Source organism: Pseudomonas sp. FBCC-B545, from assembly GCF_059134095.1.
Window position 1 is genome coordinate 1,197,572 of record NZ_CP101441.1, and the last position, 15,424, is coordinate 1,212,995.

The following is a 15,424-nucleotide window of genomic DNA, read 5'->3' on the forward strand; positions in this document are numbered from 1 at the left end:
TCTCTTGGTCTGGTTTCAGCGACGAATGCGCGCCTGGAGGAAAGACAGCACGTCAGCCACCGGCAACGGTTGGGCTTCGGCTTCGGTCCGGCTCTTGTATTCCAGGTTGCCATCGGCCAGGCCGCGGTCACTGACCACGATCCGGTGCGGGATGCCAATCAGTTCCATGTCGGCAAACTTGATACCCGGGCTGGTCTTCTTGTCCCGGTCATCCAGCAGCACTTCAAAACCGGCGGCCGTCAGTTCGGCATACAGTTTGTCGGTGGCTTCGCGTACCTGCTCGGTTTCGTAGCGCAGTGGCACCAGAGCCACCTGGAACGGTGCCAGGGCGTCACTCCAGATAATGCCTTTTTCGTCGTTATTCTGTTCGATGGCAGCGGCTACCACACGAGAAACGCCGATGCCGTAGCAACCCATTTCCAGGGTGATCGGCTTGCCGTTCTCGCCCAGCACTTCGCACTTCATCGCCTTGCTGTACTTGTTGCCCAGCTGGAAGATATGCCCGACTTCGATGCCGCGCTTGATTTCCAGGGTGCCCTTGCCATCCGGGCTTGGGTCGCCGGCGACAACGTTACGCAGGTCGGCCACGGTCGGAACCGGCAGGTCGCGCTCCCAGTTCACGCCAAAGTAGTGCTTGTCGTCGATGTTCGCGCCGATGCCGAAGTCGCTCATCAGCTCCACCGAACGGTCGATGATGATCGGCAGGGGCAGGTTCAGCGGGCCCAGGGAGCCGGCGCCAGCGCCGATGGCGTCACGCAGTTCGGCGTCGGAGGCCATGACCAGTGGGCTGGCCACGCCAGGTTGGTTGGCCGCCTTGATTTCGTTGAGCTCATGGTCGCCACGGATGACCAGGGCGATCAGCTTGCCTTCTTCTTCGGCGTGCACGATCAAGGTCTTGATGGTCTTTTCAATCGGCAGATTGAATTTTTCCACCAGTGCCGCGATGGTCTTGGTGTCAGGGGTATCGACCAGGCGCAGTTCCTCGGCCGGTGCGGGGCGGGAAGTTTCCCGTGGCACGGCTTCGGCTTTCTCGATGTTGGCCGCGTAGTCGGAACCGTTGCTGAACACGATATCGTCTTCGCCGGATTCGGCCAGCACGTGGAATTCGTGGGAGCCGGCACCGCCGATGGAGCCATTGTCCGCTTCAACCGGGCGGAATTTCAGGCCCAGGCGCGTGAACACGTTGCAATAGGCCTGGTGCATGCGGTCGTAGGTGACCTGCAGCGACGCGAGGTCGGCGTGGAAGGAATAAGCATCCTTCATGATGAACTCGCGGCCACGCATCAGGCCGAAGCGTGGGCGGATTTCATCACGGAACTTGGTCTGGATCTGATACAGGTTCAGTGGCAACTGCTTATAGCTGCTCAACTCGTTGCGCATCAGATCGGTGATGACCTCTTCATGGGTCGGGCCGGCGCAGAAATCGCGGCCATGACGGTCCTTGAAGCGCAGCAACTCAGGGCCGTACTCTTCCCAGCGCCCGGATTCCTGCCATAACTCAGCCGGTTGGGTGCTCGGCATCAACACTTCCAGAGAGCCGGCGGCGTTCATTTCTTCACGAACGATGGCTTCGACCTTGCGCATCACCTTCAAGCCCATGGGCAACCAGGTGTACAGGCCGGAGGCCAGTTTGCGGATCATACCGGCGCGCAGCATCAGCTGGTGGCTGATCACTACCGCGTCGGAAGGCGTTTCTTTCTGTGTGGCGAACAAATATTGACTGGTACGCATGGTAGGCCGTTGTCGGTTGCTTGGACTTGAAATGACTTGGGATTGTACGGGCGCTTGCTGCTGGAGTACAGGCGTGACGTTGCGGGGGGCTGACTGACTGTGGGAGATCCAATGTGGGAGGGGGCTTGCCCTCGATGGCGGTGTGTCAGTGTCAGATGTACTGACAGACACACTCCCATCGAGGGCAAGCCCCCTCCCACATTTCAATCTTCCTGCGGCGGATTCAGCTGTGCACGCCGGTTTTCCTGGAACCAGTGCAACGCAATCAGGAACAGCGTCGGCAGGCCCAGCAGGCAGGTGATCATGAAGAAGTTGTGGTAACCGAACTTCTCCACCATCACCCCCGAATACCCACCGATCAGGCGTGGCAGCAACAGCATGATCGAGCTGAGCAACGCGTACTGGGTGGCGGAGAACTTGAGGTTGGTCAGGCTCGACAGGTAGGCGACAAACGCCGACGTGGCAAGGCCCGAGCTGAAGTTATCCAGGGAAATGGTGACGATCAGCATCTGCAGGTCGGGGCCCATGTCGGCGAGCATCACGAACAACAGGTTGGTGCCGGCCGAGGCCACGCCGCCGATGAACAGGATCGGCAGGATACCGAACCGCACAATCAACAGGCCGCCCATGCCGGCGCCGACCAGGGTCATGATCAGGCCGAAGATCTTGCTCACCCCGGCGATCTGGTCCTTGGTAAAGCCCTGGTCGATGTAGAACACGTTGGCCATCACGCCCATCACCGTGTCGGACATGCGATAGGTGGCAATCAGCCCGAGCAGCAACAGTGCCTGCCAGCGATAACGCAGGATAAAGTCGTTGACCGGCGTCAGCACCGGCGCCAGGCCCCGGCGACCCATGGCCGAAAGGCACAGCGAAGTGAGCGTGATATAGAGGATGGCGCGCAGGAATGCGCGGTCTTCCATCAGCAATTCCCATAGGCTCACACCCTGGAACAGCACGCTGGCGAAGTCAGTGTTGTACAGCTGGGTGAACATCGCGGGCACCGACACCAGCAGCACGATCAACACGAACACCGACACCAGTTGGTGAACGAAGCTGTAGCGCCCGGCCTGCAACTGGGTGCGCAGGGGCACATCGGGCTCACGCATCAACAGCGTGGTCAGCAGCGCCGGAACCATCAACACGCCGAACAGCACGTAGGTGCCGGTCCAGGCCGAGTGTTTATAGTTGAAGCCGGTGGAGCCGAAGCCTTCGGCAAAGAACAGTGCGCCGGCCGTGGCCAGCAGGGCGGCGATGCGATAACCGGACATATAGCTTGCGGCTAGGGCGGCCTGGCGGCTGTCGTCGGCAATTTCCAGGCGATAGGCATCGACGGCAATGTCTTGGGTGGCCGACGCGAACGCGACTACCACCGCAATGGCGATCAACCAGGACAAGTGTTTTTGCGGATCGCAGAAGCCCATGCCGATCAATCCGAGGATCACCAGCGACTGGGCCAGCACCAGCCAGGAACGACGACGCCCCAGTTTTCCGAGTAACGGCAGGCGCCATTGGTCGAGCAGCGGCGACCAGACCCATTTGAAGGCGTAGGCCAGACCGATCAGGCTCGCATAGCCGATGGTCTCGCGAGCAACACCGGCTTCACGCAGCCACACGGAAAGCGTCGAGAACACCAACATGTAAGGCATGCCGGCGGCGAAACCGAGCAACAACAGCACTAACGTCGAGGGGCTGGCATAGGCGGCGAGCGCGGCGCGCCAGGTTTTACGGGGCATGGGCTGGAGTCTGCCTCAGATTTGCGGAAACAAAGCGCGCACTCTAACCGCTGTGCTCTACCGGGCGCCAGCCATGACGCTGAATATCAACGCGATTGTTCAGGATAGTGATGCCTTCGCTACGCAAACGCGCACGTTGTTCGTCACCCGAGGCACTGCCCACCGGCAGGCTTATCCGACCGCCGGCACCCAGCACCCGATGCCAGGGCAATCGCGTGTCCTCGGGCAACTGGCTCAGGGTGCGCCCGACCCAGCGGGCGGCGCGGCCCAGGCCGGCCAGTTGGGCCAGCTCGCCGTAGCTCACCACGCAGCCTTCCGGCACTTGCGCCAGTGTCAGGTACAAGGCGGTACGACGCATGTCGGCGGGGTTCTGCGGCGTATCGGCAGGTAGATTCACTGTGTGGGGATATCCGTTGAGATCGTCGTTGTTTTGTCAGAAACGTCTGTAAACATGGCGATGAGAATTGAACTCAATATAAATCCTTGAGTCAGTTCTAGCCATGTAACACTATAACGCCCCTTATTTTCGCCACCCCTGAGCCCCGTATCTGCTTATGTTGTCCAGAACCCTGTTGTGCCTTGCTGTTTTCAGTGCTTCCACGCCCTTGCTCGCCGATACCGTGTGGTTGAAAAACGGTGACCGCCTGACCGGCAAGATCAAAGTCTTCGACGGCGGCAAATTGCTGATCCAGACCACCTACGCAGGCTCTATCCCGGTGGACTGGAAGCAGGTCAAGACCCTGGAAAGCGACCAGGAGCTGCTGGTCAAGCAGGACGCCTACAGCGGTGAAAAGGCCAAGTCCTTGCACGCCTCGGATGATGGGAAGGTGGTGCTGGCCAATGGCGAGGCACCCAAGACCGTGGAGCTGGCAAGTATCCAACAGATCATGAAGCCCAAGCCAGTGATCGAAGACCTGGTGTGGAAGGGCAACGTCGACCTGGCGCTCGACTACAAGCGTGCGGACAAAGACACCAACGACTACGACGTCGACTTCAAGACCTCGGCCCGTCACGGCCAGTGGCGTCATACGGGCAAGGGTGAATACAACCGCGAGTTCCAGGATGACGTCACCACCACCGACAACTGGGCGCTGGAATACAGCCTGGACCGCTTCATCACCGAGCACTGGTTCTGGCAGGGCCGCTTGACCTACAAGCGCGACAAGGTCGAAGACCTGGCTCGCCAGCGCGTTGTCGGTACCGGCCCGGGCTATCAGTTCTGGGACGATGAGCTGGGCGCCTTCTCCCTGGGTTCGCTGGTCAACCGCACCGATTATGAATATGCCGACGGCGGCAAGGACAACTTCTATTCCCTGGCCATGAAGTGGAACTACAACCGCTACCTGGTGGGCAAGACCGTTGAATTCTTCACCAACGGTGAATTGGGCAAGCCGCTGGCCGGACCGGCCGAGTATTCCCTGGATGCCGAGATGGGCCTGCGCTACAAGGTCACCGAGTGGGCTTCGCTGAACTTGAAGGCTGAGCGCAACGAGGTCAGCGGCAACTCCGACAGCAGCTTGAGCAAGACCCGCTACACCGCAGGCTTTGGTGTGGCCTGGTAAAACCTGCGTCGGCCACCCTGGCAACCTGCGCGGATATTGATTACCTTGTGTTGAGATCCATTCCCATATGCCATGGACGGCGCAACACCGAGGAGTCATACGTTGAGCGCGCACGTTGCCAAGAACGCCCGAGAGCTGTTGCTCAAGGAATACCGTGGGGCTCTCTCCACACTGTCCAAGGCCATGCCCGGGTTTCCCTTTGGCTCGGTCGTGCCCTATTGCCTTGACGAACAAGGCCGCCCGCTGATCCTGATCAGCCGCATCGCCCAGCACACCCACAACCTGCAAAAAGATCCCAAGTGCTCGCTGCTGGTAGGTGAGCGCGGGGCCGATGATGTGCAGGCCGTGGGGCGCCTGACCTACCTGGCCGAAGCCGAAAAGCTTGAAGACCAAGCAGCGATTGAAGCCGCTGCCGAGCGTTATTACCGCTATTTCCCCGATTCGGCCAACTACCACAAGGCCCACGATTTCGATTTCTGGATGCTCAAGCCGGTGCGCCACCGGTATATCGGCGGGTTTGGCGCGATTCACTGGGTCGATCAGTTGACCTTGGCCAACCCGTTTGCCGGCAAGGCCGAACGCAGCATGATCGAGCACATGAACAGCGATCACACCAAGGCCATTGCCCATTACGTCGAGCTCAGCGGGTTGCCCGCGTCCGAGCCTGCGCAATTGGCTGGCATCGACAGCGAAGGCATGCACCTGCGTATCGGCCAGTCCCTGCATTGGTTGCCCTTCGCAACGCCTTGCAACACGCCGACACAAGTGCGCGAAGCCTTGGTTTCATTGGCTCACGCCGAGGCCTGGCCGAAAATAACCGCCGCCAATGCTTGAATTCACGAAATGGCGACGTCATCTAAGGTGGACTGGCAAGGCATTCTTGCGTTGAGGAACCATTTGATGCGCCCTTTTTTATTGCTCTTTCTGCTGTTCCCGGTGTTGGAGCTGTTCGTATTCGTTCAAGTCAGCGGTGCGATCGGGTTTTTCCCGGCATTGCTGTTGATCATCGCCGGCTCGATGCTCGGCGTCCTCGTGCTGCGCGTCGCCGGCCTGGCTACGGCGTTGCGTGCCCGTGAGAGCCTGAACCGCGGCGAGTTACCCGCCCAGACCATGCTGGAGGGCCTGATGATGGCGCTGGCAGGTGGCTTGTTGATCCTGCCGGGCTTTGTCAGCGATGTGGTCGGCCTGGTCCTGCTGCTGCCGTTCACGCGCAAGCTGCTGGCCGGCAAGATGCGCCAGCGCGCCGAAGAAGCAGCGATTCGCCAACGCGCCTTCGCCGACGACCTGCAACCGCGTGGCGGTCCGGCCCCGCGCCAGCCCCTGGGACGCGAAGGCGATGTGATCGAAGGCGAATTCGAACACCGCGACAGCAAATAACCGATTCACTGGCACGGCACCCTCGGGTGCCGTGTTGCATTCACCCCGCCGCCGACACAAAAAATTTCATCCTTGCCCCCTTGTAATAACCACAGCCGCCCTTATGTAACGGTCACCGCAAGGTTTCTGGTGGTGACACTAGACAGACTTCCGCGATTCGCCCAGCGAGTCGCGACCGGCACCGCCGGAATTTAACCCGCCGGAATTGATACCGGCCGATGAAAATCACAATTAGGAGAGATCGACAATGAAGCTTCGTCCTCTGCATGACCGCGTCGTCATCCGTCGCAGTGAAGAAGAAAAGAAAACCGCTGGCGGCATCGTCCTGCCAGGTTCGGCTGCTGAAAAAGCCAACCACGGTGTGATTCTTGCTGCGGGTCCAGGCAAGGCTCTGGAAAACGGTGAAGTACGTGCGCTGGCCGTGAAAGTGGGTGACAAGGTTGTTTTCGGCCCTTACTCCGGCAGCAACACTGTGAAAATCGACGGCGAAGACCTGCTGGTCATGAGCGAGAGCGAGATTCTCGCCGTTCTGGAAGACTGATTCCCCGTTCATTTTCCCGTTACTACAAAGTATTTAAGGAATATCGATCATGGCTGCTAAAGAAGTTAAATTCGGCGATTCCGCCCGCAAGAAAATGCTCACCGGTGTCAACGTCCTGGCTGACGCAGTAAAAGCGACCCTCGGCCCGAAAGGTCGTAACGTGATCATCGAGAAGAGCTTCGGCGCTCCGACCATCACCAAGGACGGCGTTTCCGTAGCCAAAGAGATCGAACTGGAAGACCGTTTCGAAAACATGGGTGCGCAGCTGGTCAAAGACGTTGCCTCCCGTGCCAACGATGACGCAGGCGACGGCACCACCACCGCTACCGTCCTGGCCCAGGCGATCGTCAACGAAGGCTACAAGGCCGTCGCTGCCGGCATGAACCCGATGGACCTCAAGCGCGGCATCGACAAGGCGACCATCGCCGTCGTCGCTGAGCTGAAGAACCTGTCCAAGCCATGCGCCGACACCAAGGCCATCGCTCAGGTAGGCACCATCTCCGCCAACTCCGACAGCTCCATCGGCGACATCATTGCCCAAGCGATGGAAAAAGTCGGTAAAGAAGGCGTGATCACCGTTGAAGAAGGCTCGGGCCTGGAAAACGAACTGTCGGTTGTAGAAGGCATGCAGTTCGACCGCGGCTACCTGTCCCCGTACTTCGTCAACAAGCCTGAGACCATGGTTGCCGAACTGGACAACCCGCTGATCCTGCTGGTCGACAAGAAGATCTCCAACATCCGCGAAATGCTGCCAGTGCTGGAAGCCGTTGCCAAAGCCGGCCGCCCACTGCTGATCGTTTCCGAAGACGTTGAAGGCGAAGCCCTGGCGACCCTGGTCGTGAACAACATGCGTGGCATCGTTAAAGTCGCGGCCGTCAAGGCTCCAGGCTTCGGCGATCGTCGCAAGGCCATGCTGCAGGACATCGCTGTATTGACCGGCGGTACCGTTATCTCCGAAGAGATCGGCCTGAGCCTGGAAAGCGCCACCCTGGAAAACCTGGGTAGCGCCAAGCGCGTAACCATCTCCAAGGAAAACACCATCATCGTTGACGGTGCTGGCGTTGAAGGCGACATCGAGTCCCGTATCGCCCAGATCCGCGCACAGGTTGCTGAAACCTCCTCGGACTACGACCGTGAAAAACTGCAAGAGCGCCTGGCCAAGCTGTCCGGCGGCGTTGCAGTGATCAAGGTTGGCGCTGGTTCCGAAGTCGAAATGAAAGAAAAGAAAGCCCGCGTTGAAGACGCCCTGCACGCAACCCGTGCAGCCGTTGAAGAAGGCGTGGTACCTGGCGGCGGCGTTGCGCTGATCCGTGCTCTGGAAGCCTTGACTAACCTGACCGGCGACAACGCTGACCAGAACGTCGGTATCGCGGTACTGCGTCGTGCCGTTGAAGCACCGCTGCGCCAGATCGCTGCCAACTCCGGTGACGAGCCAAGCGTTGTGGTCAACGAAGTCAAGAACGGCAAGGGTAACTACGGTTACAACGCTGCGACTGGCATCTACGGCGACATGATCGAAATGGGCATCCTGGACCCTACCAAGGTGACTCGTTCGGCGCTGCAAGCGGCAGCCTCCATCGGTGGCCTGATCCTGACCACCGAAGCTGCCATCGCTGAAAAGCCGAAGGCTGAAGGCGCAGCTGGCGGCGGCATGCCAGACATGGGCGGCATGGGTGGCATGGGCGGCATGATGTAAGCCAGCCTTACCCGGCACTGAAAAACCCCGCCTGCAGTGATGCAGGCGGGGTTTTTTTATAGGGGGTGGGTAGCGATGGATGTTGTTTGCCTTGATGGCCGGTACAGCAGCAGGCAATACATGGCCAGGCAAATCAGCCAGCAAAAAATTGCTGTCCACACATTGTGGGAAAAGAAGTGCGCCCCTTGAAGCATGCGGCTCACCGAAAAGACACTGCCCAAACCGACTGCAACGATGAACGCGTTGCGCGCCATCTTCGGCTTGCGATCCCTCAGGGCAAAGAACCAGGCGAACAAGGCAAACCCGGTTGCCGCATGCCCACCGGGCCAGCAGCGACCTGGCTTGTCGGTAGGCGGGCGAGGGCTTAGCAGTTCGCTATAGGTTTCCTGGCCGCCAAATTCCTTGAGACTCCAGGGGCACTGCACGGCGGTGATGGTTTTCAGCGGCGATACGAAGGCTGTCGCCAGCCCCAGGGAAAGCACCAGGCACCCCAGTTCGCGGCGGTAAGGCTTGAGGCGCTGCAAGATAAAGGTGCCGACAAACCCAAGGATCGCCAGGACCGAAAACAGGATCACCAACTCCTTGGCACGGTCATGCAGGATGTCTTCGAGGAAGAAGCTGTAGCGACCGATGAAGCCGCCATCGGCTGCGTTGTAGAACTGCTTGGCAAGATCCATGTCCAGCGAAGTCAGCTCCAGCATCAGCAATACCAGCGCAGCGGCGACGGGAATACCCAGGCACAGCCAGAAATCAAGGGGCTTGGAAGCCGGTGCAGCGGGGTGAGAGCGCATGGCAGACCTTAATGTAAACCGTCCCGTACTGACCTGTACGAGACGCTCTGTTCAGCGTGTGCTCAGCGTCGGGGCCGCGTCCTTGGGCACCCTCCAACTCAGCAGTTGTTGTTTGAAGTCGTAACTGGCGGCTTGGTAGTAGGTAATCGCCCGTTGGACCAATGGATCATCGCTGCCCACGCGCAACTCCTGGCTCTCCCCAAGGGCTTGGTCGTGGCGACGCAGCCCTTGGCGTGGGCTGAGGATCGCCAGGTCCTTGCCGTCAAACAAGCCCAAATGCTGGTAATTGCCGATCACCACTCGCGGTGGCAGCGGGTTGTCTTGCAACAGGTTGCGGCCAAAGAAGGTCGATTCGTAACTCAGGTTGATCAGACCCAGCAAGGTCGGTGCAAGGTCGATCTGGCTGGCCAGTTGGGCGGATTCCCGTGGGTCGATCAGCTTGGGCGCATAGACAAACAAAGGAATCTGGTAGTTGGTGATCGGCAGGTCTTCCTTGCCTGCGCTGCCGGCGGTGTGGTCGGCGACGAACACGAAGATCGTGTTATCGAACCACGGTTTCTGGCGTGCGGCCTCGAGGAATTGGCCGATGGCGTAGTCGGTGTATTTCACCGCACCGTCGCGGCCCTTGCCTGACTTGATATCGATACGCCCGTCCGGGTAGGTGTAGGGGCGGTGGTTAGAGGTGGTCATCAGCTGCAGCAAGAACGGCTGCTGCTTGGCGTAGTCGGCGTCGGCCAGTGTCAGGGTCTGTTTGAACAGGTCCTCGTCAGCCATGCCCCAGGCATTTTTGAATGAGATGTCTGACTCAGGCACGCTGCTCTGGTCTACGACCCGATAGCCATTGCCGCTGAAAAACGCGTTCATATTGTCGAAGTAACCGCGCCCGCCGTAGACAAACACGCTGTCATAGCCGATGGCCTTGAGTTGTTGCCCAAGGCTGGCGAACCCGCTTTCACGGCCGATGCGCTTGACGATCGAACGACCTGGCGTTGGTGGAATGGCCAGGGTAATGGCTTCCAGGCCCCGGTCGGTTCGTGTGCCGGTGGCATAGAAGTTATTGAAGTACAGGCTTTGTTTGCGCAATGCATCCAGGTTGGGTGTGAGGTTGCGTTGATCGCCGTTGCTGCCCATGTACTTGGCACTGAAGCTTTCGATGGTGACCAGCACGATGTTGGGCTTGCGCAGCGTGCCCGGGTTGGTGATGGCGCGGCGAATATCCAGCGGGTCCGGGTCGATAAAGCGGGCATTCGGCTCGCTGAGTTCGGCGCGCAATTGCCGGGCGACCACGTCGGTAGGCAGGCTTTTGTAGAACTGGGTGTAGTCCAGTTCGTTATTGCGGAACGCAGCGAAGAATTGGTAAGGGCCGTTGCTGGCCAATTCGTTCTTGTAGGCGTTGCCGCCTTGGGCACGTGGGCTGTCCTGGCTGATCAGTTGCAGGCTGAGGCCGGCGACCACCAATAATCCCAGACCATTAAGCAGCCGGCCACGCAGTGCCGGCAACGGCGCTGCCATGGCGGCATTGAAAGGTTTACGCAGGGCCAGGCTCATGAGGATCGCCAGCATTGCCAACAGGCTCAGCAACTTGCCGATCGGATAGGATTCCAGCAGGTTGTTCAGCACCTCATCGGAATACACCAGATAGTCAACGGCAATAAAGTTGAAGCGTACGCCAAACTCATCCCAGAACAGCCATTCGGCCACCGAAGTAAACAGCATGGCGAACAGGCTGGCCGTCAGCAGCGCCTGCAGGAACCAGCGATGACCTCGGCGGCGCCAGAGTGCAGGTGGGCAGAGCAGTAAATACAGGCCCAGCGGTAAAGCTGCGTAGGCAAGGAAGGCCAGGTCGTAGAGCATTCCCACGCCAAACACTGGCAGCCAATTGCCGCCCACTTCATTCACATGAGTCACGAGCAGCACGCTGCGAGTGAGCAGGAACACTAATAACCAGGCGCCGGTTATCAACAGCAGATAGCGCATTGGCGCTGTTTTGAGAAGGCCCATATCTATGTTCCTGAAATCGATGGGCGCGATCTTCTGCCTGAAGCTGTGGTGGGTTTGTGAAGCTATAGTGAAAAACTCGTTTACTCCTGTAATCAGTTGAATACCGTTATCGGTGGGTCTTTCAGCTCTATCCCTGAGCCCCGCTTGGCCTTAAGCTGCGCGAGCCAACACGGCTGTTACCGCGTACGGAGACACTGCCCATGCGAATTCTATTGGTTGAAGACAACCGCGATATCCTCGCCAACCTGGCCGATTACCTGGGGCTTAAAGGCTACACAGTGGACTGTGCGCAGGACGGCTTGTCGGGCCTGCACCTGGCGGCCACCGAGCATTACGACCTGATCGTGCTCGATATCATGCTGCCCGGCATTGATGGCTACACCCTTTGCAAACGCCTGCGCGAGGACGCGCGCCGCGATACGCCGGTGATCATGCTCACCGCCCGTGACCAGTTGGACGACCGCCTGCAGGGCTTCAAGTCTGGCGCCGATGATTACTTGCTCAAGCCATTCGCCTTGTCGGAACTGGCCGCGCGTATCGAGGCGGTGCTGCGTCGTGCCCAGGGTGGCGGACGCCGTGCCCTGCAGGTGGGTGACCTGAACTACGACCTCGACACATTGGAAGTCACCCGCGAAGGGCGCCTGCTCAAGCTCAACCCCGTTGGCCTGAAATTGCTTGCGGTGTTGATGCAGAAGAGCCCGCACGTACTGCGCCGGGAAATACTCGAAGAAGCGCTGTGGGGCGATGATTGCCCGGACAGCGACAGCCTGCGCAGCCACGTTCACCAATTGCGCCAGGTGATCGATAAGCCATTCGCCAAGCCGTTGCTGCAAACGGTGCACGGCGTGGGTTACCGCTTGGCCGAGGGTCGTGATGGAGTTTAAGCAAAGCCTTGCCCAGCGGATCATCATCGCCTTTGCCTTGATGAGTGCGTTGGTGGCGGGGGCCTTCGCCATGGGGATCGTTGCGACGGTGCACCTGGTGGAAGAGAAGTTGATCTCGGCGGGCCTGGGCGGTGACCTGCAACGCCTGCTGTTGATGGACAGCGTCGAAGACTGGAGCCACCGGCCGGAGCCGGACCAGCTGTTTTACTTCAGTGGCGGGCGCGGCGATTTCGAACTGCCCAAGGATCTGCGCCACCTGGAGCCGGGTTTTCACGAGGTGTTTCGCGAGTCGCTGTCGTACCACGCCATGGTCGAAGTGATTGATGGCCGGCGTTATGTGTTGTTGCAAGACCAGAGCGATTTCGAAGAACGTGAGCGTGTGCTGTTTGCCGTGGTGCTGGTGGGGTTCGTGCTCAGCCTGGCGCTGGCGGTGTTCCTCGGCTGGGTGCTGGCCCGCAAGGTGATGGCGCCGGTGGTGCGGTTGGCTCGTCAGGTGCGTCACCGTGACCAACTGCTGGGCCTGGCCCCGCCCCTGGCTCCGGATTATGCTGCCGATGAAGTGGGCGAGCTGGCGGTGGCGTTCGACGCCACCCTGGGCCGCTTGCGCCAGGCGCTGTCTCGCGAGCAACTGTTTACCAGCGACGTGAGCCACGAGTTGCGCACGCCCTTGATGGTATTGGCCAGCTCCTGCGAACTGTTGCTGGAAAACCCGGCCATTGATGAGCGTGGCCGCCGCCAGGTGGAGCGCATCGCCCGTGCCTGTGAAGAAATGCGCGAGCTGGTGCAGACCTTCCTGATGCTGGCACGCGCCAAGCACGATGATGCTGCCGTTGCGCCCCAGGGCAACCTCAGCCAGGTCGCCGAAGACCTGCTCGGCATCTGGCGTGAGCCTATCGAGAAAAAAGGCCTGGAGTTGATCTACCGACCAGGCAACCCGCTGGACACCCGCTACAACACCACCTTCTTGCATGCGGTGATGGGCAACCTGCTGCGCAACGCCCTGCACTACACCGAGCACGGGTTTATCCGCCTCACGTTGGAGCCCAGTGGCTTCGTGGTGGAGGACACCGGTGTCGGCATTCCCGAAGAAAAACGCGAAGCGATGTTCGAGCCGTTTGTACGCGGCAGCGAGAACCGTGGCGAGGGGCTGGGGCTCGGCCTGTCGCTGGTGCAACGGATCTGCGAGAGCCAGGGCTGGAGCGTGAGCTTGACGACGATGGAGCCCAATGGTTGCCGATTTCACGTGGAATTGAGCCAGGTCAAATCCTGACCGTTCAGTCTGTCGTTTTGCTAATGCAGACTGCCCGCTTTTCAGCGAAGATGGCCCCATGCTACTGAATGTTTCTGTAAAGTCTTGAAATGTATGCAGTTGGACAGGACAAGATTTTCACAATGAGTTGACCTGTTGATCACAGTTCGCTGCATAAGGTTGTAGGCATCAGTTACTGGAGACGTGCGATGCCTTCCCCAATCAAGTTGGAATTTTCCGAAAAGTACGACGATCAACACGCGCAACAATATTTGCTCAAACATCAGGACAATCTGGCTCGCCGGTTGTCCCACAAACGCGACGAGCAACTGGCGCGCGGTGCGCTGGCCATGGCCGGTGAACCCGGCCTGGTGCTGGATCTGCCTTGTGGCGCTGGACGCTTCTGGCCGTTGCTGGCCGAAAAACCCAATCGTGTAATTATCGGGGCTGACAATTCGGCGTCGATGTTGAAGATCGCCACCACCGCCCAACCGGCGGATGTGGTGAAACGGGTACGCCCTTTGCAGACATCTGCCTTTGATATCGATTTGCCAGATAACTCCGTCGACAGTATTTTCTGCATGCGCTTGATGCACCACATCGGTGAACCTGAGCACAGGCTGACAATATTGCGCGAGTTTCAGCGGGTTACCCGTGACAGCGTGATTATTTCGCTGTGGGTAGACGGCAATTTCAAGGCCTGGAAGCGCAAGCGCAGCGAAGTACGTCGTCGCAAACGAGGTGAGCAGGAAGGTTACCAAAACCGGTTTGTGTTACCGGCTGCTACTGTCGAGGCAGAATTCGAGCAGGCCGGTTTCCGTGTTCAGGAATCCCTGGACTTCATACCGCTCTACGCCATGTGGCGAGTATATGTATTGCGCAAGAGGTAACAGGATGGCAGTTGAGTGCGTAGCAGGCAGTCATGTAGCTCCCGAAGAACGATTTGATTTTTTCTGGCGTCAGCAAGGCGAGTGGGTTGAAGAACCCAATCGCCGACGTGGTGGCGAAAGCGGCGTGCAGCGTGTGGTAGGCCCCAACGGGCGGTTGCTCTATAGCAAGCGCCAGACCGGCCACATTTACCGCAGTTGGCTGCACCCCTTTGGGCGCCCGACCGTGCTACGTGAACGTGATGCCCTCAAGGGCCTGCGTTTGCTGGATGTGCGCGTGCCGGAGCTGGTGTTCTGCGAGGCGCGACGCGACCCGGAGCACCAATGGAAGGCCCTGCTGGTCACTGCGTCCCTGGACGGTTTCGACGAGATCGAAAACTGGTACGCCGCTGGCGGCCGTGAGCAGTATGGCGAGGCCGTCCACGAGCGCTTGCTGCAGGAATTGGCCGGCACCCTGGCCCGCATGCACAAAGGCCGCTGGCAGCACGGTTGCTTGTATATCAAGCACATCTTCGTGCGGGTCACCGGCGAGCCCGAGGCGGCGACTGTAGAAGTGGCCCTGTTGGACTTTGAAAAATGTCGCCAACGCTTGACCGCTTATCGGGCCGCTTCCCATGACATGCTGCAATTGCGCCGCCATTCGTCGTGGAATGATACCGACTGGAAAAAACTCAGCTATTTTTACGAGACGGCGTTTGGCAGCGCTATCAAGGGTTTAATCAGATGAAGCTAGAAATAGCACGAGGTTTGTTCCTGGTCGGGGCGTTGGGCGTTTCAGCCCTGGCCCTGGCGGTGTGGGAACAACCTCGCACACAAGTGCTCAGTGCGGTAGATGGCGGTGGGCAATGCCTGTTGCCACGCATTGCCAAGGCAAGTGTGGCGGCCAAGCCTGATCATGAGTTGCTGTTATTCATGTTCGGGATGTCTCAAGCGATGAAGCCGCAGAGTTGAAACGATTGCCCCCAAAAA

The 15,424-nt window shown here is 59.3% G+C and carries 15 protein-coding genes; 10 read left to right on the forward strand and 5 right to left on the reverse strand.

The window, feature by feature from the left end:
* Positions 1 to 15: 15 nt before the first annotated feature.
* From NMB39_RS05515 to NMB39_RS05525, 3 genes are all read right to left on the reverse strand, one after another.
* On the reverse strand, positions 16 to 1,731 hold the full coding sequence (locus NMB39_RS05515; RefSeq protein WP_494339547.1) for a proline--tRNA ligase: 1,716 nt from the start codon (positions 1,729 to 1,731) through the stop codon (positions 16 to 18).
* Between the two features lie 203 nt (positions 1,732 to 1,934).
* Entirely contained in the window at positions 1,935 to 3,467 is a 1,533-nt protein-coding gene (locus NMB39_RS05520; protein WP_057021658.1) for an AmpG family muropeptide MFS transporter, read from the reverse strand.
* Between the two features lie 43 nt (positions 3,468 to 3,510).
* Positions 3,511 to 3,825, reverse strand: coding sequence for an MGMT family protein (locus tag NMB39_RS05525; RefSeq protein ID WP_057021657.1), 315 nt, complete (start codon positions 3,823 to 3,825; stop codon positions 3,511 to 3,513).
* A 196-nt stretch (positions 3,826 to 4,021) separates the two neighbouring features.
* Between NMB39_RS05525 and NMB39_RS05530 the strand changes: the two genes are divergently transcribed.
* The 5 genes from NMB39_RS05530 (at position 4,022) to groL (ending at position 8,643) form a co-directional block, all read left to right on the forward strand.
* Complete coding sequence (locus tag NMB39_RS05530; RefSeq protein WP_056847589.1) at positions 4,022 to 5,029, forward strand: DUF481 domain-containing protein; 1,008 nt, start codon at positions 4,022 to 4,024, stop codon at positions 5,027 to 5,029.
* 102 nt (positions 5,030 to 5,131) lie between these two features.
* A complete protein-coding gene (locus tag NMB39_RS05535; RefSeq protein WP_057021656.1) occupies positions 5,132 to 5,863 on the forward strand; it encodes a HugZ family pyridoxamine 5'-phosphate oxidase in 732 nt (243 codons plus the stop codon).
* A 66-nt stretch (positions 5,864 to 5,929) separates the two neighbouring features.
* Entirely contained in the window at positions 5,930 to 6,406 is a 477-nt protein-coding gene (locus tag NMB39_RS05540; protein WP_043051599.1) for an FxsA family protein, read from the forward strand.
* A 247-nt stretch (positions 6,407 to 6,653) separates the two neighbouring features.
* Positions 6,654 to 6,947, forward strand: a complete 294-nt coding sequence (locus NMB39_RS05545; RefSeq protein WP_043051598.1) for a co-chaperone GroES — start codon at positions 6,654 to 6,656, stop codon at positions 6,945 to 6,947.
* Between the two features lie 49 nt (positions 6,948 to 6,996).
* Entirely contained in the window at positions 6,997 to 8,643 is a 1,647-nt protein-coding gene (gene groL, locus NMB39_RS05550; RefSeq protein ID WP_057021655.1) for a chaperonin GroEL, read from the forward strand.
* Positions 8,644 to 8,699: 56 nt separating this feature from the next.
* On the opposite strand, the gene NMB39_RS05555 is transcribed toward groL, so the two are convergent.
* Together NMB39_RS05555 and NMB39_RS05560 are read right to left on the reverse strand one after the other, a co-directional pair.
* Complete coding sequence (locus NMB39_RS05555; RefSeq protein ID WP_306956378.1) at positions 8,700 to 9,434, reverse strand: phosphatase PAP2 family protein; 735 nt, start codon at positions 9,432 to 9,434, stop codon at positions 8,700 to 8,702.
* 51 nt (positions 9,435 to 9,485) lie between these two features.
* Complete coding sequence (locus NMB39_RS05560; RefSeq protein ID WP_057021653.1) at positions 9,486 to 11,435, reverse strand: LTA synthase family protein; 1,950 nt, start codon at positions 11,433 to 11,435, stop codon at positions 9,486 to 9,488.
* Between the two features lie 200 nt (positions 11,436 to 11,635).
* On the opposite strand from NMB39_RS05560, the gene colR reads away from it, so the two are divergent.
* From colR to NMB39_RS05585, 5 genes are all read left to right on the forward strand, one after another.
* Positions 11,636 to 12,319, forward strand: coding sequence for a two-component system response regulator ColR (colR, locus tag NMB39_RS05565; RefSeq protein WP_003208587.1), 684 nt, complete (start codon positions 11,636 to 11,638; stop codon positions 12,317 to 12,319).
* The gene (locus NMB39_RS05570; RefSeq protein WP_057021652.1) at positions 12,309 to 13,589 is read left to right on the forward strand and encodes a sensor histidine kinase; all 1,281 of its coding nucleotides are present in this window, start codon (positions 12,309 to 12,311) and stop codon (positions 13,587 to 13,589) included. The genes colR and NMB39_RS05570 overlap by 11 nt, the downstream gene beginning before the upstream one ends.
* Positions 13,590 to 13,777: 188 nt before the next feature.
* Complete coding sequence (locus NMB39_RS05575) at positions 13,778 to 14,458, forward strand: class I SAM-dependent methyltransferase (protein WP_057013230.1); 681 nt, start codon at positions 13,778 to 13,780, stop codon at positions 14,456 to 14,458.
* A gap of 4 nt (positions 14,459 to 14,462) precedes the next feature.
* A complete protein-coding gene (locus tag NMB39_RS05580; RefSeq protein WP_057013231.1) occupies positions 14,463 to 15,182 on the forward strand; it encodes a lipopolysaccharide kinase InaA family protein in 720 nt (239 codons plus the stop codon).
* Positions 15,179 to 15,406, forward strand: coding sequence for a hypothetical protein (locus NMB39_RS05585; protein ID WP_043051098.1), 228 nt, complete (start codon positions 15,179 to 15,181; stop codon positions 15,404 to 15,406). Before NMB39_RS05580 ends, NMB39_RS05585 begins: the two co-directional genes overlap by 4 nt.
* The last annotated feature ends 18 nt before the right edge of the window (positions 15,407 to 15,424 follow it).